Raw genomic sequence first — 18,659 nt, forward strand, 5'->3', positions numbered from 1 at the left:
GGAATATGACATGATCAATAGACGTCAATTACTTGGGGCCGGCGCCGCCGGAGCGGCGCTCGTCTCCTCTCAAGCTTGGGGCAAGACCACAAACATGGGTTTGCCAGAAGCGGCCCAAATGGACAGTGCCGCGACAGCGATTACTCTGCGGCCCTCGGCCGGTCCGGATTACAATCCCGTCGTGACGCTCAACGGCTGGACCCTGCCGCACCGCATGAATGGCGGCGTGAAGGAGTTCCACCTCGTGGCCGAACCCGTCGAGCGCGAGCTTGCCGACGGGATGATCGCGCACCTTTGGGGGTACAACGGTCAATCCACGGGGCCGACGATTGAGGCCGTCGAAGGCGACAGGGTGCGGATCTACGTGACCAACAAGCTGCCGGAGGCGACCTCGGTCCATTGGCACGGCTTGATCCTTCCGTCTGGTATGGACGGTGTTGTTGGACTGAGCCATCCGGGCATCAAACCCGGCAAGACCTTCGTCTACGAGTTCGATCTGATCAAGTCGGGCACCTTCATGTACCACCCGCATGCCGATGAGATGACACAGATGGCAATGGGCATGATGGGTATGTTCGTCGTACACCCCAAGGACCCAACGTTCATGCCAGTGGACCGCGATTTCCTGATCATGCTGAACGCCTTCGACATCGATCCAGGGACATACGTGCCGCGCATCATGACAATGACGGATTTCAACCTTTGGACCTGGAACAGCCGGATCTTTCCGGATATCGATCCGCTGGTGGTCAACCGGGGCGACAAGGTTCGTGTGCGGGTAGGAAACCTCACGATGACCAACCACCCTATTCACATGCACGGCTATGACTTCAAGGTGACCTGCACCGATGGCGGGTGGGTGCCAGAATCGGCGCAATGGCCGGAAGTGTCCATCGACATCCCCGTTGGCGCGATGCGGGCTTACGAATTCGTGGCGGACCACCTGGGCGATTGGGCGATCCACTGCCACAAGTCGCATCACACGATGAACGCGATGGGCCATGACGTGCCCACGTTCATTGGCGTGAACAAGGGGCCGCTAACCCAGAAGATCCGCCAGTTTCAGCCGGAATACATGCCGATGGGCACTGCGGGCATGGGAGACATGGGCAAGATGACCATGGAACTGCCAGATAACACCATCCCGATGATGAATGGCTGGGGTCCGCATGGCCCGCTCGAGATGGGCGGCATGTTCTCGGTCGTAAAGGTCCGCGAAGGCATTGGCACAGACGACTATTCCGATCCGGGCTGGTACGAGAACCCCCCCGGCGAACAGGCATATGAATGGACCGGGGAGTTGCCGGAGTTTGCGACCAACAATAGTCCCAGAACCATCCTGACGCCGAAAACGACTTCGAAGGGCTAAGACAACCCTTCGTTTCCCAAATCAACCAAAACCACAGGAAAAAACAATGAAAAACATTCTTCTGACAACAGCGATGGCCTTCGCCATGACAACTCCAGCCTTCGCGGCTGGCACCCATTCGGGTGGTCACGGCCATGACAAGGCGGAAGTGGGTCACGGTCACGCCGAAATGGCGGCAGGCACGCCAGGCAATGCGGAGGGCGTGACCCGTACCATCGACGTGACCATGCGCGAGACCGACGAAGGCGCAATGATCTTCGAACCCGCTAGTTTCGAATTCGAGAGGGGTGAGACGATCCGCTTCAACGTCAGGAATATGGGCGAGATCGAGCATGAGTTCGTGATCGATGATGTCGAGGGCAACGCCAAGCACAAGGAAATGATGGCGGCCATGGATATGGAACACGACGATCCCAACTCCGTACGCCTCGACGAGGGTAAATCCGGGGAGGTCATCTGGACCTTCTCAAAGGCGGGCACATTCGAATTCGCGTGCCTGATCCCGGGACATTATGAATCCGGCATGCATGGCCCGATCACCGTGAGTGAAACGTCCGCCCAAGAGGAAGTGATCCAGGCACAGGCCGAGATCGAATACACCCAAGGGACTATCAAGAAGGTCGATGCCGACGGCGGAAAGGTGACCATCAGCCACGGGCCGCTGGTCAACCTCGACATGCCCTCGATGACGATGGTGTTTCGTGCCAACCCTGAGATGATCGCGCGCATGTCCGAAGGTCAGGATATCGAGTTCGTCGCCGAGCCGGTGAAGGGAAAGCTCACCGTAACTCAGATGAGATAGCGCATCTAAACGTTCGGGTGGCGCTGTAGCCACCCGAACGCTGCTATTACCCGAGCGCGAAGGCCTTGATTGGCATCCAGATGCCCATGAGCATCATCATCAGGTTCTCGGTCAGCGAGATGAAGCCGAGCGGCACGTTGCTGTTGCCGCCGACGCAGGCGCATTTAAGCTCGCGCTTATCGACATAGACCGCCTTGAAAACGCTGACCGCGCCCACCGTTCCGATGAACAGCGCGACCGGTGCCGAAAGCCAAGTGAGCACACCGGCAAGCATGAGGATACCAGCAAAGGCTTCCCCAAACGGGTAGAGATACCCGTAACGGACCCAGCGGCGGGCCAGTAGGTCGTAGTTCAGGAACATGGTCGAGAAGCTCTCGACATCCTGAAGCTTCTGGACCGCCAAGAAGCACATCGAGATCGCGATGAACCATTCTGCGCTCCGCAGCGTCACGATCGAGCCGAACATCGCCCAGCTTAGCCCAAGGGCCATCAAGAACGCGACCACGAAGATGGCGATCACGGGCTGGTAGCTGGTTTTATCCGGATCCTGCGCCTCCTTGCCGAAATGCTCTCGCAATTCGTCGTAGCCTCCGACCCGTTCCTCTCCGATCCAGATTTGCGGCGTGGTCTCGACGCCATGCCTTTCCATGAAGGCATCCGTTTCCTCGCGGGTGGTCAGGTGGTTGTCCTCGACCTCGTAGCCCTGCCTTTCCAGAAAATCTTTGGACTTCAGGCCGTAAGGGCAGAGGTGGCCCGACATAACCATGCGATAGAGCGTCGCCGTTTCTGTGTTTGCTTGCTCGTTCATGTCAGGCTCCGCAATTGTAGAAGCCGCGGTATCCGGCGGAGAGACCGGCATCAAGCTCCAGCGTCATTGTTGCCTCGACCGGTTCGGTCCCGGCGGCTTCAAGTGCCTCACCCTCCTCGGCGGTAGCGAGACGGAGCGCCAAGCCTTTGGTGATCAGTTCACCGGGCGCATTCTGGTCGATGCGGACAAGATCACCACTCAGCTTCACGAGACCGACGGTGTCGCCATCCACTTCGCCCAAGGCCAAAGAAGCCGGACTGCCGGTAGTGTAGTTAAAGGTGCAGGCCACGCCTTCCGGCAACAGCTGCCTGATCTCGTCCTCGGTCAGGAAACCGGGGTCGAGCATAGGTATGTTCGCGGTCGACAGGGCCTCGTCGATGCTAACGATGCGGGGGCTTGCGGGCTTCTCGGGCTCAGACGCGTCACCCGATGCCTCGATCTCGTTGACGAGATAGCGCATCTCGGCGATTTCCTTGTCTTGCGCATAGATGATCTCGTCCGCCAGCTTACGTACACGGGGGTCGGATATGTTGGCCCTGCTCGACGTCATGATCGCGATCGAATGGTGTGGGATCATTGCGCGCATGAAGCTAGTGTCCCCGACCGTGGCCTGGCTGCGCACCAGCCAGAGAGACCCGGCGAATGCGATGGCAGCACCTGCGAAGATCGCGGTATTGATCGCCTTGCTGGAATACATTGAGAGCATGAAGCTCAGCATGATGATCGCCATAGCCGCACCCATCAGAAGCGCCATGTAGGCCCGTGTTTCAGACCAGAATATATGCGAAATCAAATAAGTGTTCAGATACATCAGCCCGAACATCACAACCGTGGAGGTCGCGATCATTGCGGCAAATCTCCAATATGACATGTCATACTCCTTTTGCTTTGACCGTCGCCCAACACGATAAATCCACGGCTTTCTAGCAAGCCAACGACCTTCCAGCGCTGGAATGTTCCAATTTTTCGCACGCGAGAATGCAGCGTTCCTATTCTTTCGCTCTCGTAACCACGAGAAAGATGGTGGAGGCCGAGCAACTAATTAGGAGAAAGCCATTCAGGGCCTCGACACCGGCCAGAAAACGCAGATGGTCCGTAGGATAGATATCGCCAAGGCCGAGGGACGAATAGTTGACCAAGGAAAAGTAGAAAACGTCCATGAACGTGTCGACGTTCTCCTGTTCAAAGCCGCCGATACCCATCAATTCACCAACACTGAAACCGAGGGCGTAAACGCCGACTTCGACTATGTGGGCGGTCGCAAGGGAATAGAGGGCAAACAAAAAACGCACGGGCTTTGCGAACGGCGCGTGCCCGGTACCATTCATCACTAAGGTCATCGCGCGAACATGCACGAGCCCGCTCAGGCCGAAAAGGATGATCGCCAGAAGAAGAGCCCAAGCCAAGGCTGCTGATCCGATTACGCCGATTTCCGGCGCATGTCTTCGTCGCGCCGTTTCATGGACAGATCGGCCAGGATCGGACAATCCGGGCGATGATCTCCGGCACATTCCTCGACAAGATGGGCGAGCGTTGCGCGCATTTCCTTCAACTCTTTGATCTTGCCGTCGATTCGCTCAAGATGTTGCTTGGCGATCTCCTTTACCTCGGCGCTGGCACGCTCTTCGTCTTCGTAGAGCGCAAGAAGATTGCGGCAATCTTCAATTGTGAAACCGAGCGCACGGGCGCGTCCCAGAAACGCGAGCTTGTGCGCGTCACTTTCACGGAACGTGCGATAACCGTTCGAACTGCGCAAGGGCTTGACCAGCCCGATATCCTCGTAATAGCGGATCGTCTTGGCTGGCAGGCCCGAAAGGGTGGCGACATCTCCGATATTCATGTCATGATCCTCCTTATTGAGCGGCGACAGGGGCAGGGGACAGAGAACCCGCCCCTTCAGATTTCAAGCTGCTGGCTTCATCCATGGCTGGGCGGACCCGGCGCAAGCGCAGCGCGTTCGTCAGTACGAAGACCGAGCTCAGCGCCATTGCCCCGGCGGCCAGCACCGGCGACAGCAAAAGCCCGAAGGCCGGGTAGAGCACACCTGCCGCCACCGGGATCAGCGCGACATTGTAGCCGAAGGCCCAGAACAGGTTCTGGCGGATGTTGCGCATGGTACGGGCAGACACGTTGAGTGCGTTCACTACGCCGCGCAGATCACCCGACATGAGCACGACATCGGCGGATTCGATGGCAACATCGGTGCCGGTGCCGATGGCGATGCCAACATCTGCATGGGCCAGCGCCGGGGCGTCGTTGATGCCGTCGCCGACGAAGGCGATCTGCCGGCCACCCTGCCGCAAAGCGTCCAGCGCCGCCACCTTGCCATCGGGCAGGACCCCGGCGATCACATGGTCGATGCCGGTCTCGCGTGCGATGGCCTCGGCCGTCTCGCGTTTGTCGCCGGTGATCATCGCGACCTTCAGCCCAAGGTCGTGCACCGCCTCGATGGCCGCGGCGCTGGTGGGCTTAACCGGATCGGCCACGCCGATGAGCGCCGCGACCTGCCCGTCCACCGCTGCGAAGAGCGCCGTGCGGCCCTCTTTTGCAAGACGGCGCTCGATCTCGGCCAACGCCTCGATGCTCAACCCCTCGCGGGTCATCAGGCGGTCCGCGCCGACCAGCACCTCACGCCCGGCGACCGTGGCCCGCACGCCGAAGCCGGTGATCGAGTCAAACCCCTCGACCTCGTGACGCGCCACGCCTTCAGCCTGCGCCGCGCGCAGGATGGCCTCGGCGATGGGATGCTCGGACTGCGCCTCGACCGCCGCGACGAGGGCCAGAACCTCGGAGCGCTCGAACCCATCGGCCAGCACGAGGTCGGTCAGTTCGGGGCGGCCCTCGGTCACGGTGCCGGTCTTGTCAAGAGCCACCACGTCCACGCCAGTCAGTTGCTGCAACGCATCGCCCTTGCGGAAAAGGACACCCATTTCGGCCGCGCGCCCTGTGCCGACCATGATCGAGGTTGGTGTCGCCAGCCCCATCGCGCAAGGACAGGCGATGATCAGCACTGAAACGCCTGCAACGAGCGCGTAGGACAGCACGGGCGCCGGCCCCACCAGCAGCCAGACCAGAACGGCCACGGCGGCCAGTGCCATGACCGCCGGCACGAACCAGAGCGTGATCCGGTCCACCAACCCTTGGATCGGCAGCTTGGCGCCCTGAGCGTCTTCGACCATGCGGATAATCTGCGCCAACGTCGTGTCCGCCCCCACGCGGGTCGCGCGGAAGTGGAAGCTGCCGGTGCCGTTCACCGTGCCGCCGGTGACGGGATCGCCCTCGGCCTTGGCCACGGGCAACGGCTCGCCAGTGATCATGCTCTCGTCGACATGGGCGCTGCCTTGCGTCACCTCGCCGTCCACAGCGATGCGTTCGCCAGGCCGCACGACCAGGGTGTCGCCCACGCGGATGCGCTCGATTGCCACGTCCTGCGCCTCGCCCTCCACCAGAATCCGCGCCGTGAGGGCCTGCAGGCCCAGAAGTTTCTGAATCGCGGCGCCGGTGCGGCCCTTGGCGCGTGCCTCCATCCAGCGGCCCAGAAGGATGAGAACGACGATCACCGCAGCGGCCTCGAAATAGACGGCGCGGGCCGCCTCGGGCAGCACCGTGGGCGCGAAAAGCGCGGCAACGGAATAGAGATAAGCTGCCCCCGTGCCCACCGCGACAAGACTGTTCATGTCAGGTGCGCCTTTGAACAGGGACGGGAACCCCTTGGTGTAGAAATGGCGCCCGGGCCAGAACAGCACCACACTCGTCAGCACGAACTGGATCATCCAGCTGGTCTGATGCCCGATCGTGCGGCCGATCATCTCGTGCATGCCCGGCACGATATGCGCTCCCATCTCGAGCAGGAAGACAGGCAGGGCCAGGGCCGCCGCGAAAGCGGTCCTGCGGGCGAGCGCATGGGCCTCGGCGTCCTTGCGCGCGCCGCGATCCTCTGCAGCATCTTCGGTCAACTCGGCCGGGTAGCCCGCCGCCTCGGCGGCCTGCAACAGGTCAGCCGGATCGACAGCGTCTTCGGCATAGGTTACGGTCGCGGTTTCCGACGCGAGGTTCACGTCCACGTCGAGCACGCCCGGCACCGCCGCCAACGCCTTGTCGACGCGACCAACGCAGGAGGCGCAGGACATGGAAGAGACGTTCAGGCGCGCCGTCTGCGTTCGGGCGGGATAGCCGGCATGCTCCAGCGCCCCGATCACTTCGGGGATCCGGGCATCCGAGTCGATCCGGGCCTGCGCCGTTTCGGCGGCGAGGTTCACGTTCACCTCGTCGACCCCGGGTAATGCCAAAAGCGCACGCTCGACTCGGCCGACGCAGGACGCGCAAGACATGTTCTGAATAGAAAAACGCAAATCTCTTGAGCCCGGCATGAACGTCTCCTTCATCTCCTGAAAGATATCTAAGGGCTCCCCCCGCTGGAAGGTCAACAACGTCGGGACATTTTTTCGCCCTTGACCTTCCCATGCGGGAAGCAGGCATCTAATGCCGAGAACTGGAGGAAACAGATATGCGCAGCTTCAAGGTTCCGGATATGAGTTGCGGCCATTGCACCGCAACGATCGAAAAGGCGATCAAGGCGATAGACCCAACAGCGTCCGTGACCTGCGATACGGGTACGCGGCAAGTCGAGGTTGATAGCGTGCTGAACGAGCACGCCCTGACGGAGGCGATCCGAAATGCCGGTTACGGTGTCACGGCTGCTTCGACGACCTGAAGATCATCGGTGCCGGGCAATTCCGGCGCCAGTTCTCCATCGTCGCATGAGGTTCATTCCTTTTCGCGGGCCTCATCGACCAAGGCTTCCAGTTGGTCTTGTTCGACCAAACCGGGAACCAGTTTGTCGCCGATCACGAATGACGGTGTGCCGTTGAAACCCAACGCCTGCGCCAGCCGCATCGATTCGTCGATGTGCGCCTGGACCTCCGGCGCCTCCATGTCCGAACGCAGCTGGTCCACGTCAAGGCCGATTTCTTCGGCGATCCGCAGGACAGACGCCTCTTGCGCACGTTCCTCCATGCCCATCAACGCCCAGTGGAATTCCTCATACTTGTCCTGATTGCGTGCCGCCAAGGCTGCCTTCGCCGCAAAGACCGACCCGTCGCCGAGTATCGGCAATTCGCGAAAGACGAGCCGCACATTCGGGTCCGCCTCGATCAAACCTTCAACCTCCGACATGGCCCTGCGGCAATAGGGACAGTTGTAGTCGAAAAACTCCACAACAGTGACGTCCCCGTCAGGATTGCCCAACACCGGCGCGTTCGGGGCTTGTTCCAAGAGCTGGCGTTGTTCCTTGAGCACGTCCGCCGTGGCCTCTGCCTGCGCGGTCGCTTCCTGCTGTTCGAGAAGCTGCACCGCTTCCATGATGATCTGGGGGTTTTCCAGAATGGCTTCCAAGGCCAGTTCCTTGACGCGTTCCTCGCTCAGCTCCTGTGCGAACGCGGAAAGCGGCAACAGGATGCTCACGGCGAGCACTGCCAATCGAAGCGATCTCATTTTCAGTCTCCTCTTTTCTGCTATTCCGCTTCGCTGCGGGCGGCCTGGACCTCCCGCTGACGGTCGGGCCATGTGGATTTGATGAAGGCGAGGATGTTCCATATCTGCGCGTCGGTCAGTTCATCACCGAAACCGGGCATGCCGCTTTGGAAATCAACGCCTTGCTTCGCGAGGGTCTTCTTTCCGCCAAGCTTGGTGTAGTCGAACAGAACACTATCAGGATGATGCCATGTGTGACCGGTTTCGTCATGCGGGGGTGCGGGCAGGATGCCATCCTCTCCGGCGGAGCGCCATCCGGCCTGTCCCTCGAGATCGGACCCGTGGCAAGAGGCGCAATACTCCTGATAGAGTTCTTCGCCCTCGGCGAGATCGATAGACTGCGGCGGTTCCGGCGTACCGGATGTCCCTTTCGCCAGCATCCAGGCGCCGACGCCAGCCGCGCCGGCCATGAGCAAAAAGAGGATCAGCCAGCGTCGCATCATATCACCTTCATCCAGGTCATCATGCCCGAGGCCGCGTGGCTGAGCATGTGGCAGTGAAACAGCCAATCGCCGGGATTATCGGCCACGAAACCGATCGTGCGGGTCTGGCCGCCGAACATCAGGATCGTGTCGCGCAAGGGACCGAGCCTGCCATCCTCGCCGATTTCACGGAAATGCAGCCCGTGCAGGTGCATCGCGTGGGGAAAGGAAGTATCGTTGTAGATCTGAAGCTTGACCGTTTCGCCCTTCTCGACATCGACAAGCGGGGCATCGGTCATGCCGATCGTCCCGTTGAACGACCAGAACTGGTTGGCATCCACCAACTCGCGAAAGCTTTTCTTCTCGCCGTTCAGAATCGCGCTTTCGAGCCTGCCCATTGCGCCGCCCTGCATGTCGAGCCGCACGGCCCTGGCGTCATCGAGGCCGGTCACCTCCATCCCCGGATTGGGCGGCAGCGCGTCCGGTGCATCCCGGCGCGCGGCCGAGGCCAATCCGGTCACGGGGAAAGCCACCTGCGATGCCGCCTCCTGATCCTCAAGGCGAACGAGATGCGCGGTTTCGTCGGGCGCGGCGGTCACGTCGACGATCAGATCGGCCCGCTGACCGGGGCCAAGGACCAGCGCCTCGGCTAGCGGCTCGGGACGGGGCAGCGGCATGCCGTCCAGCGCAACCGTCCAGCCTTCCATGCCCTGAAGCGACAGCACGAAAATCCTTGCATTGGCCGCGTTGATGAGGCGCAGGCGCAGACGTTCGTGTTGGCGCACCTCCAGGGAAAGGTCGTGCCGGCCGTTGGTGGCGATGAAATTGCCGCGCCGCCCGGCATGGCTGCGGTCATGGCGCGAGGTGAAGTCCGGGTCGATCTGCGCCGTTTCGGGGTCGAGCAGCCAATCATCGAGGATCAGCACCTCTTCCCGATCCAGGTCCGGCGGCTCGGATTCCTCGACGATCAACGCGCCATAGAGCCCGCGCGCCACCTGTTCGGTCGAGCGGTTATGTGCGTGATACCAGTAGGTTCCGGCATCCGGCGCGGTGAAATCATAGTCGAAGCTTTGCCCCGGCTCGACCGCGGGCTGGGTAAGCCCCGCAACGCCATCCATCGCATTGGCGAGGCGAACGCCGTGCCAGTGGACGGAACTAGCCTGAGGCAGTTCGTTCATGAAGCGGCGTTGCAGCCGCGCACCCTGCTGCAGACGCAACTGAGGGCCGGGCATCGTGCCGCCATAACCCCAGATATCAGTCTCGGGGTAACCTTCCGGCGCCAATTGAACGCTGGCGGTGCGGGCGTCGAGGGTTTGGAATCCGGACGTTGCGGCATAAAGCCGCTTTGGAAGGGCAAGAGCCGCGGTGGTAGCCGCCCCCTGCATGAGAAAATCGCGTCGCGTTGGCATGGAGGGTCCTGTGTTTCAATCGCGGCGATCGCGGCGCCGGCAATCGGGTTCGAAGATCAGGAAATCAGGCCGGAAAGCGACAGTATGCGCCCGGAACCTGCCGAAGGCTCAGTTGATCCCGTTTTCCCTCTGCAATTCACGTACATAGCGGGCGATTAGCTTGACGTCGCCATCGGTCAAACCTTCAACCGGCGGCATGTTTCCGAAATTCCAATGATGCGCGCGCACACCGTTTTTCGCGGCCATCACGAACGCCATGTCGGAATGGTGGTTCGGTTCGTAGATCTTGTGCACGAGTGGTGGTGCGACCCCGTTCTGGCCTGCGGCGTTCTTGCCGTGACATTCCGCACATTTCGCCTCGTAGGCCCGCTTGCCCATCTGCGCCTGGTCCGAAAGCTCCGCCGGCAGCGAAACTTCGACGATGGGCGCGCCCGATTCCAGATCACTGGTGTCGGGTGGGACCATCGAGTGGCCCACCTGCTGGGGTTGCTGCGCGATGTTCCAGTAGACGACTGCGCCGCCCAACACGAAGAAGGCCAGAATGGCCAGAACTGTCTTGTTCATTTGATCCTTACTTCAGATAAGTTTGACCTGGGTGCCGATTGGTGTCCTGTCGAACACTTCGATGATATCTTCGTTGTAGAGACCGATGCAGCCGCTGGAGGATTTGCGACCGATCTTGCGAGTGTCACCGGTGCCATGGATGCGGTAGTACTGCCAGGTCAGATGCATGGCACGGACGCCGAGCGGATTTTTGGGGCCGGGGGCGACATAGGACGGCAAGGATGGATCGCGCTCGCGCATAGACGGGGTAGGCACCCAATCCGGCGCATCGTCCTTGTAGACGATCTCGCTGTAGCCGCGGCGCGTCAACTCGTCGCTCATGGGAACGGAAGTGGGGTAGACGCGCATTTCGCCGTCAGCCGTCCAATGCTGAAGAACCCGCGTTGTGGTATCCGACAGCAGAATGCCTTTGCCCAGAGAATCGAAATGGTCTTGCCAATCATGCAACCGGAAAGATGAAATGTTCCGGCGCGCCGGCGCAGCCTCCTGAGCGCGCAGCACGGTTGGTGCCGCAAGCGACACCAGCCCGATGGCCGAAGCAAACAGAAAGGTCCGCCGGCCCACATTCTTGCAAGACATATCGCCCATGGTCTGCCTCCGTGATTCTGGTCCTGTAGCTGAGTGGCTTTAACCACCTTCCTCCACTGGAGGGTCAAGGGTGGTTCGGATGACAAGAGCGTGAAGTTCGTATCGGTTTGTAACGTTGACCTTCCCGCTGGGGAAGCCTTTAGCAGGGTTAAAACAACCGAGAGTCGGAACCATGAAGAACACTGAAAGGCCGGATTTATACGAAACCACCGGCAAGTTAATGAAATACGGGATGTGGGCTTGCTGCGCGATCATGTTGGCACCCATCGTGCTCTATCTTGCGGCGGGTGGCCTTTCGAGCGATCTGACGAACAACGCAATCTTGTTCGCGCCGCTGGTTGTCTGCCTAGGAGCCCATTTCGCGATGCATCGTGTCTTGGGCAAATCCTGCCATGGTGACGAGAAGAAAAACACCTCCGAGGCCGCGGACAAGCATGCGGCGATTGGCCGGACGATTGCTCCCGAGTAGGCACCTGCAGATGTTCGCCGTTCGCGCCGCGGCACTCGTCTCATTGCTTGCGCTCGGGGCCTGTTCGGAGGCGCTCGGTGCGTGTCGGCAAGATGGTTCAGCGGTGCTGGCAACCCAGGACTTCCAAGCCCATCTTCCAAATGGGTGCACGCTGAACAGATCGCGCCCTGATGGCGTTGCGGCGATTACCTGTTCCGATGGCCGCGAAGGGTTTCTGGTCGTGCCACCAGAGGGCAACTGACACGCCTATGGCGCGGCGCGATAGACGAAAGCATTGGCGAGGGCGGGATACAATATGATGAAAGCGTGCCATACTGTGTGGCTGTTCGGGGGCGTATTGCTGGCCTTGGCAATACTTCTCGTGCTGCCGTCGCAATACGGATTCGCAGCAAGTTCCGATGAATTTTCCAGCACATCCGTCACCGCACGTCTGATCTCGGCCGAGAACGGGGTCAGCCCGGATACCCGTTCGATCTCGGCGGGGCTGCACTTGGAATTGTCGAAGGGCTGGAAAACCTACTGGCGCTCGCCCGGTGAGGTGGGCATCCCGCCGTCGATCGACTGGGCGGGATCGGAGAACATCGAGAATGTCGAGTTTCTGTGGCCCGCGCCGGAGCGCTTTACCGCCTTCGGGATCGAGAATTTCGGCTACTCCGATGAGGTGGTCTTTCCGCTGCGGATAACACTTGCAGACCCTGGCGCCCCGGTCCGGTTGAAGGCCGGCGTGAACGTCCTGACATGTTCGACCGTTTGCGTCCCGGAGGATTTCGAACTGCAGTTGGCGCTACCAAGGGCCAGCGGAATCGATGCCGACGCCGCAACCCTGATTTCGGCCTATGCGGGCCGCGTGCCCGACGAGGGCGCGGCGAGTAGCATTTCTGTCGAAACCGCGTATCTGGACGGTGAGATGTCCGCGCTAACCTTAACCGCCCGCAGCGACCGCCCCTTCGGCGAGCCCGACGTGTTTCCCGAATTGGGCAAGGGCACGGCTTTCGGTAAGCCGGACATTCGTTTGGGCGAGGGAGGCCGATTACTATGGGCCCGTCTGCCAATCCTCTCCGCCGCCGATGACCCGCCACCACTCGATGTGACGGTGACGGATGGAGACCGCGCCGCAACCTGGATGCCCGCCCTGAGCGATAAGGCCGCAGCGCCGCCCTTCACCCTCGATCGCGTTTTGCCGGGGTTGGCCGATCTTGCCTGGATTGCGGCGATTGCCTTTCTCGGCGGCCTCATCCTGAACGTGATGCCCTGCGTGCTGCCGGTGCTGTCGATCAAGCTCTCCTCGGCCATGAAGGCCCACGGTCAGTCGCGGCAACGGGTTCGGGCTGGATTTGCCGTTTCGGCCTTCGGTGTTCTGGCCTTCATGTGGGTTATCGCTGCCGGAACGCTGGCGGCGCGGGGAATCGGGATGACGGTCGGCTGGGGGCTGCAGTTCCAAAACCCGGTCTTTCTTGCACTGATGGCCGTCATTCTGGTGGTCTTTTCGGCAAACCTTTTCGGGCTGTTCGAAATTTCTTTGCCGTCCGCGGCGCACACCCGGCTGGCGAAAGCGGGCGGCGGGCGCGGCTATGTTGGAGATTTCGCAACAGGGGCCTTCGCGGCCGTTCTTGCCACGCCCTGTTCCGCCCCGTTTCTCGGCACGGCCGTGGCGTTCGCGCTGGCTGGCCGCCCGATCGACATCGTCGTGGTTTTCACTGCCCTTGGCCTGGGGCTGGCCTTGCCTTATCTGATCGTGGCGGCTTTTCCGGGCATGGTGGTCCGGATGCCGCGGGCGGGACGGTGGATGATCTGGCTCAAGATCGTCCTTGGGCTGGCCCTGCTGGCGACCGCAGCTTGGCTTTTCTGGGTGCTCGGTGGCGTCGCCGGGACACGGTCGGTCTGGGCGGTTGCCGCGACGAGCGGCGGCATTGTCGCCATTCTGAGCTTGCCGCGCATGTCTTCTGTCCTGCGCGGGTCTGCCGCCTTGGCCCTGACAATCGTTGCTCTTACCCTTTCCGGTCTCCTGTCGCAAAGTGACGAGCCGACAGACCGTGTCGCCGCGAATTGGACCGCATTCGAACGCGCGGCGATCGCCCGGCACGTTTCGCAAGGGGATGTTGTGTTTGTGGACGTCACCGCCGACTGGTGTCTGACCTGCAAGGCCAACAAGACCCTCGTGCTGGACCGCGAACCGGTGGCGTCAGCCTTGCGTGCGCCCGTCGTTATCCCAATGCAGGCGGACTGGACGCGGCCCGACGAGACCATCTCACGCTATCTGGAAAGCTTCGACCGCTACGGCATACCGTTTAACGTGGTCTACGGCCCGGAAGCCCCCGATGGCATCGTTCTGCCCGAATTGCTTACAGCGCAAGTGGTCATGCAGGCACTGGAGGACGCTGCCAATACACGTGTGGCAGAGGATTGATGAGGTTAACAAGAAACCGCAACCTTACCCACTTTTCTGGCTTACGGGCGAATGGCGCGACGCAAGCAGGGGCCTGATGGCTCAACCTTGAAGTTGCTGCTTCCGACGCTGAAACTCGTCTTCGTCGATCTCACCGCGTGCATAGCGTTCCTTGAGGATATCGATCGCGTCGCGGGTCTCGCCAACGCGGTTGCTGGTGAGCATACGGAAGACGAAGACGGCAACGGCGATAATCAGCCCCCAAAAAAGGATCATTCCCAAGCCTCCCCACCAACCGTGGGCACCTCCCCACATCATGTGCCCGAAGGTGTCATTGCCATTGCTGCCCGGATCCGCGAGCGCCGGAACTGTTCCCGCCAACAGAGCGGCCACGCTGGTTTTGACGGTCATATAGGTATTCATGATCTTGTCCTTTCTTGCTGGTTGGAACTTTGTGAGAACGGCAAATCGAGTCGCACAAGAAGCCCGCCGTCCGGGTGGTTCCGCAATGTGATGTCGCCACCATGCGATCGCAAGATGGTGCGTGCGATTGACAGGCCGAGACCGGTGCCACCTGTCTCGCGTGAGCGTGACGTCTCGACCCGGAAAAAAGGTTCGAAAACCTCTTCAAGCTGAGTATCAGGGATGCCGGGGCCATGATCGCGAACCCAGATCGAGGCTCTGTCGTACTCCCGGGTATAGGTGACCTCGACACCTTCGCCATAGCGCACTGCATTATCCACGATGTTCCGCAGAGCTCGGCGCATGGATTGAGGTCGAAGCCTTATCTGAAGCGGTGCGCCTGTTTCGAGTTGGAAGGCGTCCACCATGTCCCGTTTCAGCTCTGTGAGAAATTTTCCCAGCTCTACCGTTTCCGGGGATTCACTGATTGCCATGCCGCGAGCAAACGCCAGCGTGCGTTCGACCATATCCTGCATCTCCTCGATGGATTTCACCAAGGCGTCGCGCGTCTCCTCCTCATCAACCATTTCTGCGTGAACCCGCAAAGCGGTCAGTGGCGAACGCAGATCATGACCCAGAGCGGCCATTATACGCGTCTTGTCCGCAACCGTGCGCATCAGTCGTTCCTGCATGCGATTGAAGGTAGCCGTCAAATCTCTGACTTCGCTTGGACCAGCGACCGGAAGCGGTTCCCTTTCCTCACCACGACCCAGACTGTCGGCGGCTTGGGCTAAACGCCTGAGCGGCCACGTCAAGCGGGCAAGCAGGTACCAGCAAGCCACGCCAATTAGCAAGGCCGCCGTTAAGCCAAAGCTCACCGCAGAAAAGACCGGCCATTGCAACGGCGGGCGCTGAAAGCGCGTGTCGACATTCAGCCAGGTGCCATCTGCAAGTGCGATTGAGAGCGTTAGTTCAAGCCCCGAGATCTTGTCGTGCATCATCTGCTTGTGCTCGGCGACCATCTGCGGTGGCATCATCTTCATTGGCGGGAATGCGCGCTCTACCTCATGCAACTCCACGCGAATCTCGCGGCTGTCTTCGTCCCCCAGCAACGACCTTATACGCGCTTCAACCGCTCCTCTTGCACGGTGATCAAGATGATCAACACCTGCCTGCGGGTCGACCCGAAACCTTGCAAGCGGGGAGTCAGCGGCCCGGAGGATAGAAGCATGAAGGTTCGATGGTGCCCGTTCGAGGAGAAGCGCGACATTCGCAGCGCGTCCGGCCGCCTCTGCCCCGATCGCAGCGCGCACGGCGAGGCCGCGTTCATCCACGAAAAGCCACAGGCTTATTGTCTGCGCCACAAGAAGGCTGCCTATAATGAGCAGCAAAAGTTGGACACGCAAGCTATCCAGACGCTTGCGGATCACTGCTGCACCTCGACATCCGTTGCAAGGCAATAGCCGCCGTTTCGAACCGTGGTGATGATTCTTGGCCGCCCCGGGTTGTGCTCGATCTTTCGCCTCAGGCGGCTGATCTGATTGTCGATGGTCCGGTCAAAAGCGGCGGGAGTTCCGCCTATTGTCAGGTCAAAAAGCTGCTCGCGGCTCATCACGATGCGCGGACGTTCCAGCAGGATTGTCAGCAATTTAAACTCTGATGTTGTCAGCACGTCCTCTCGGCCGTCTGCCGCGACAAGGCGACGTGTGTCGGTTTCGAGCATCCAATCCGCGAACCTTACAAGGCTGCCTGTAAGACTTCCCGCCAAGACTTCCGGTTTCTGCGCCCGCCGCAGAATTGCCTTTATCCGCGCAAGCAACTCGCGCGGATTAAACGGTTTGGGCAAGTAGTCATCCGCACCGACCTCCAAGCCGATGATACGATCCATTTCCTCACCAAGCGCTGTCAACATCAGGATTGGTACCACCCCCTTGCCGGACAAGCGGCGACAGACCGATATCCCGTCTTCGCCAGGCATCATAACGTCCAGGACGATGAGGTCATAGCGGCCGACCTTCAGCAGGTCATCCATCTGGGCTGCATCGACCGCACTCGTGACGCGCATGTCGTTCTTTTCCAGATATCGCGCAACAGCTTTGCGAATTTCGACACTGTCATCGACCAACAGTATGTGGGGCGGGTTTCTCATGACCCTTATCTAAGCGCTCAAATGATCGTTGCCGAGAAAATTTGTCGCGAAACGTAACAAAGTCAGGCTTTGCGACAGATCGATACATATCCACCATCGATAGCTTCCGGTCGCCCACCTATGGTCTCACGATGCCAAACAAAAGGAACGAACCAATGGTTCAAACGACACGCACTGCTGGGAAAAGTTTTCTTATCCAGGGCTGTAGTTGCGAAATCTTCCGGCCAAGGGGCAGGGTGGCAAGTTTGATAGGAGCATGATCCAATTCGGTCGATGCTGGCACCCCACTTGATGTGGGACGCTTCCCCCAAGCGGCAGCGCCAAGTAGGACCGCCATTGTTTTACTCTCAGTTTGATAGGGTCGACCGCCGTGGTCATGGTACGGGACACTAGATTGCGTAAGTCGACCACAGCAAAGTGGGGTGTACTGTCTTGTTGGGTTGCTGTGATAATTTATGCGGCATCCAATTCCGTTGTGACCATGTTGGTGAGCATTGGAGATGCGAACCGCATCAACGGCCACAATGTGATCACTTTTGCAAACCTTTTGGTTCTAGGATCTTTGATCTCGCTCATCCCAATGCTCCTATTCTTTGGTAGGGACTGGAAGCTTGAAAAGCTTCGTGACCTTTCCTCCCGCGAATGGGTGCTTTTGACCTTATCCGCTGTGCTGTCCTCCGCCGTTACACCTGGGCTGTATTTTTTTGCCTTGGAAAACACCAGCGTAACGAACGTCGTCATAGCTAGCCGGATTGATCCTCCCATTTTCCTTATTCTTGCTGCAATCTTCTTGGGTGAGAGGATTGATGTCAAAGCGATGGCGGGAAACCTGATCATTCTATTAGGGGCAGTTGTCATCCTGGCTTTCAAAGATCGCGATATTGGATACGCGATTGGTGTGGGAGAGGTCGCAGCCGTCGCTGCTACCTTGTCGTTTACTCTTTCAACGATCATCACCAGGACAAGTCTCGAGACGGTTCCATTTGGAGTCTTCGCCATTTTCAGAACGGTATTGGGTACTTTAATCTACGTCAGCTTCCAGCTCACCTTTTCTGGTCACCACCATTTTAGCGAAATGTTCCAACCGATACTGCTCAAGTGGATATGGGTTTACGCAATTCTCATCATTATTATCGGACAGCTTGCGTGGAACTTCGGATTGAAACACTCGAAGGCAGGTGATGTTTCGTTGGCCACTTCCTTTTCACCACTGGCTGCTATTGCGATAGCGATGGTGATCTTAAATGAAGACCCTGGATCGGGTTTGATTCCAGGAGGGGTTTTGATGGTTTTTGGTATTTGGGTGGCCAGATCTGGACGAAAAAGCGCAGTTCGCAAAAGGGAAAGTGCCCGAAAGAAGTCCTTGGAACTCGAGAAAGATGTCAACTTTAAGGGCGTATAATTGTAGGCAAAAATGTGTTAACCGGATGAAGTTTGACCCATCGGCTGATCGGTGCGGTGGCAGGTACGTTTACGCCCGCCACCTTGGTTCGCTTCGTCTATGGCATAGGGACGAATTGATGCCCGGTGCTGTCCGTCTCGACAATCACGAGCAGATCAAGCGTTTTCGGATCGAGAACCCATAGCTCGTTCTTGACGGCGCTGCTCACCATAAGCGCGTCGCCGACGCGCGCCATATGATAGGGTTCAGGTCCGACTTTAACGTAACGCTCCGGCGGAGGCCGTCTGACGGGGCGATGGATGCGATGGTAAGTCCGACCTTATGGTCGACCTTACGTTCACACCGCACATCGAGATC

At 59.6% G+C, this 18,659-nt stretch carries 19 protein-coding genes; 6 read left to right on the plus strand and 13 right to left on the minus strand.

All coding sequences use genetic code 11. The features are described 5' to 3' along the window. Window positions 1-10: 10 nt before the first annotated feature. Together ACSSV4_RS20860 and ACSSV4_RS20865 are read left to right on the plus strand one after the other, a co-directional pair. Window positions 11-1,369, plus strand: coding sequence for a multicopper oxidase family protein (locus tag ACSSV4_RS20860; protein WP_454276997.1), 1,359 nt, complete (start codon window positions 11-13; stop codon window positions 1,367-1,369). 46 nt (window positions 1,370-1,415) lie between these two features. Beyond that, window positions 1,416-2,171: a copper-binding protein gene (locus ACSSV4_RS20865; RefSeq protein ID WP_454276998.1), complete on the plus strand. Its 756-nt coding sequence runs from the start codon at window positions 1,416-1,418 to the stop codon at window positions 2,169-2,171. A gap of 46 nt (window positions 2,172-2,217) precedes the next feature. On the opposite strand, the gene ACSSV4_RS20870 is transcribed toward ACSSV4_RS20865, so the two are convergent. From ACSSV4_RS20870 to ACSSV4_RS20890, 5 genes are all read right to left on the minus strand, one after another. After that, complete coding sequence (locus ACSSV4_RS20870) at window positions 2,218-2,979, minus strand: MauE/DoxX family redox-associated membrane protein (protein WP_454276999.1); 762 nt, start codon at window positions 2,977-2,979, stop codon at window positions 2,218-2,220. Window position 2,980: 1 nt separating this feature from the next. Then, entirely contained in the window at window positions 2,981-3,850 is an 870-nt protein-coding gene (locus tag ACSSV4_RS20875) for a DUF305 domain-containing protein (RefSeq protein WP_454277000.1), read from the minus strand. A gap of 118 nt (window positions 3,851-3,968) precedes the next feature. Continuing rightward, window positions 3,969-4,385: an ion channel gene (locus ACSSV4_RS20880; protein WP_085818146.1), complete on the minus strand. Its 417-nt coding sequence runs from the start codon at window positions 4,383-4,385 to the stop codon at window positions 3,969-3,971. A 14-nt stretch (window positions 4,386-4,399) separates the two neighbouring features. Beyond that, window positions 4,400-4,819 (minus strand): Cu(I)-responsive transcriptional regulator, encoded by a 420-nt coding sequence (gene cueR, locus ACSSV4_RS20885; RefSeq protein ID WP_085818147.1) that lies wholly within the window; start codon window positions 4,817-4,819, stop codon window positions 4,400-4,402. Window positions 4,820-4,832: 13 nt separating this feature from the next. After that, entirely contained in the window at window positions 4,833-7,349 is a 2,517-nt protein-coding gene (locus tag ACSSV4_RS20890) for a heavy metal translocating P-type ATPase (protein ID WP_454277001.1), read from the minus strand. A 137-nt stretch (window positions 7,350-7,486) separates the two neighbouring features. Between ACSSV4_RS20890 and ACSSV4_RS20895 the strand changes: the two genes are divergently transcribed. Then, window positions 7,487-7,693: a heavy-metal-associated domain-containing protein gene (locus ACSSV4_RS20895; protein ID WP_057821727.1), complete on the plus strand. Its 207-nt coding sequence runs from the start codon at window positions 7,487-7,489 to the stop codon at window positions 7,691-7,693. A 53-nt stretch (window positions 7,694-7,746) separates the two neighbouring features. Here ACSSV4_RS20895 and ACSSV4_RS20900 read toward each other — a convergent pair whose 3' ends face one another. From ACSSV4_RS20900 to ACSSV4_RS20920, 5 genes are all read right to left on the minus strand, one after another. Beyond that, a complete protein-coding gene (locus ACSSV4_RS20900) occupies window positions 7,747-8,472 on the minus strand; it encodes a DsbA family protein (RefSeq protein ID WP_085818148.1) in 726 nt (241 codons plus the stop codon). A gap of 20 nt (window positions 8,473-8,492) precedes the next feature. Next, window positions 8,493-8,891: a c-type cytochrome gene (locus tag ACSSV4_RS20905; protein ID WP_245962869.1), complete on the minus strand. Its 399-nt coding sequence runs from the start codon at window positions 8,889-8,891 to the stop codon at window positions 8,493-8,495. A gap of 59 nt (window positions 8,892-8,950) precedes the next feature. Further along, on the minus strand, window positions 8,951-10,342 hold the full coding sequence (locus ACSSV4_RS20910; RefSeq protein WP_085818150.1) for a multicopper oxidase family protein: 1,392 nt from the start codon (window positions 10,340-10,342) through the stop codon (window positions 8,951-8,953). Window positions 10,343-10,450: 108 nt separating this feature from the next. Next, entirely contained in the window at window positions 10,451-10,906 is a 456-nt protein-coding gene (locus ACSSV4_RS20915) for a c-type cytochrome (protein WP_085818151.1), read from the minus strand. A gap of 12 nt (window positions 10,907-10,918) precedes the next feature. After that, on the minus strand, window positions 10,919-11,485 hold the full coding sequence (locus ACSSV4_RS20920) for a L,D-transpeptidase (RefSeq protein ID WP_121143709.1): 567 nt from the start codon (window positions 11,483-11,485) through the stop codon (window positions 10,919-10,921). A gap of 181 nt (window positions 11,486-11,666) precedes the next feature. On the opposite strand from ACSSV4_RS20920, the gene ACSSV4_RS20925 reads away from it, so the two are divergent. Together ACSSV4_RS20925 and ACSSV4_RS20930 are read left to right on the plus strand one after the other, a co-directional pair. After that, complete coding sequence (locus tag ACSSV4_RS20925; RefSeq protein WP_139837417.1) at window positions 11,667-11,963, plus strand: DUF2933 domain-containing protein; 297 nt, start codon at window positions 11,667-11,669, stop codon at window positions 11,961-11,963. 295 nt (window positions 11,964-12,258) lie between these two features. After that, window positions 12,259-14,370 (plus strand): protein-disulfide reductase DsbD family protein, encoded by a 2,112-nt coding sequence (locus tag ACSSV4_RS20930; RefSeq protein ID WP_306372209.1) that lies wholly within the window; start codon window positions 12,259-12,261, stop codon window positions 14,368-14,370. A gap of 81 nt (window positions 14,371-14,451) precedes the next feature. Here ACSSV4_RS20930 and ACSSV4_RS20935 read toward each other — a convergent pair whose 3' ends face one another. The 3 genes from ACSSV4_RS20935 to ACSSV4_RS20945 are packed head-to-tail and all read right to left on the minus strand — an operon-like array spanning window position 14,452 to window position 16,900. Continuing rightward, the gene (locus tag ACSSV4_RS20935) at window positions 14,452-14,772 is read right to left on the minus strand and encodes an SHOCT domain-containing protein (RefSeq protein ID WP_454277002.1); all 321 of its coding nucleotides are present in this window, start codon (window positions 14,770-14,772) and stop codon (window positions 14,452-14,454) included. Next, complete coding sequence (locus tag ACSSV4_RS20940; protein ID WP_454277003.1) at window positions 14,769-16,181, minus strand: ATP-binding protein; 1,413 nt, start codon at window positions 16,179-16,181, stop codon at window positions 14,769-14,771. The genes ACSSV4_RS20935 and ACSSV4_RS20940 overlap by 4 nt, the downstream gene beginning before the upstream one ends. Further along, window positions 16,178-16,900, minus strand: coding sequence for a response regulator (locus ACSSV4_RS20945; RefSeq protein WP_454277004.1), 723 nt, complete (start codon window positions 16,898-16,900; stop codon window positions 16,178-16,180). Before ACSSV4_RS20945 ends, ACSSV4_RS20940 begins: the two co-directional genes overlap by 4 nt. Before the next feature lie 376 nt (window positions 16,901-17,276). Here ACSSV4_RS20945 and ACSSV4_RS20950 point away from each other — a divergent pair, with 376 nt between their 5' ends. Beyond that, window positions 17,277-18,302: a DMT family transporter gene (locus ACSSV4_RS20950; RefSeq protein WP_454277005.1), complete on the plus strand. Its 1,026-nt coding sequence runs from the start codon at window positions 17,277-17,279 to the stop codon at window positions 18,300-18,302. Window positions 18,303-18,659 lie beyond the last annotated feature (357 nt).

This window comes from Roseovarius sp. MBR-154, assembly GCF_053628595.1.

Excerpts from the sequence above, each read along its gene's own strand:
- ACSSV4_RS20860 (WP_454276997.1), top strand. The coding sequence starts at position 11 with ATGATCAATAGACGTCAATTACTTGGGGCCGGCGCCGCCGGAGCGGCG.
- ACSSV4_RS20865 (WP_454276998.1), top strand. The coding sequence starts at position 1,416 with ATGAAAAACATTCTTCTGACAACAGCGATGGCCTTCGCCATGACAACT.
- ACSSV4_RS20870 (WP_454276999.1), bottom strand. The coding sequence starts at position 2,979 with ATGAACGAGCAAGCAAACACAGAAACGGCGACGCTCTATCGCATGGTT.
- ACSSV4_RS20875 (WP_454277000.1), bottom strand. The coding sequence starts at position 3,850 with ATGTCATATTGGAGATTTGCCGCAATGATCGCGACCTCCACGGTTGTG.
- cueR (WP_085818147.1), bottom strand. The coding sequence starts at position 4,819 with ATGAATATCGGAGATGTCGCCACCCTTTCGGGCCTGCCAGCCAAGACG.
- ACSSV4_RS20890 (WP_454277001.1), bottom strand. The coding sequence starts at position 7,349 with ATGCCGGGCTCAAGAGATTTGCGTTTTTCTATTCAGAACATGTCTTGC.
- ACSSV4_RS20895 (WP_057821727.1), top strand. The coding sequence starts at position 7,487 with ATGCGCAGCTTCAAGGTTCCGGATATGAGTTGCGGCCATTGCACCGCA.
- ACSSV4_RS20900 (WP_085818148.1), bottom strand. The coding sequence starts at position 8,472 with ATGAGATCGCTTCGATTGGCAGTGCTCGCCGTGAGCATCCTGTTGCCG.
- ACSSV4_RS20905 (WP_245962869.1), bottom strand. The coding sequence starts at position 8,891 with ATGCTGGCGAAAGGGACATCCGGTACGCCGGAACCGCCGCAGTCTATC.
- ACSSV4_RS20910 (WP_085818150.1), bottom strand. The coding sequence starts at position 10,342 with ATGCCAACGCGACGCGATTTTCTCATGCAGGGGGCGGCTACCACCGCG.
- ACSSV4_RS20915 (WP_085818151.1), bottom strand. The coding sequence starts at position 10,906 with ATGAACAAGACAGTTCTGGCCATTCTGGCCTTCTTCGTGTTGGGCGGC.
- ACSSV4_RS20920 (WP_121143709.1), bottom strand. The coding sequence starts at position 11,485 with ATGTCTTGCAAGAATGTGGGCCGGCGGACCTTTCTGTTTGCTTCGGCC.
- ACSSV4_RS20925 (WP_139837417.1), top strand. The coding sequence starts at position 11,667 with ATGAAGAACACTGAAAGGCCGGATTTATACGAAACCACCGGCAAGTTA.
- ACSSV4_RS20930 (WP_306372209.1), top strand. The coding sequence starts at position 12,259 with ATGATGAAAGCGTGCCATACTGTGTGGCTGTTCGGGGGCGTATTGCTG.
- ACSSV4_RS20935 (WP_454277002.1), bottom strand. The coding sequence starts at position 14,772 with ATGAATACCTATATGACCGTCAAAACCAGCGTGGCCGCTCTGTTGGCG.
- ACSSV4_RS20945 (WP_454277004.1), bottom strand. The coding sequence starts at position 16,900 with ATGAGAAACCCGCCCCACATACTGTTGGTCGATGACAGTGTCGAAATT.
- ACSSV4_RS20950 (WP_454277005.1), top strand. The coding sequence starts at position 17,277 with ATGGTACGGGACACTAGATTGCGTAAGTCGACCACAGCAAAGTGGGGT.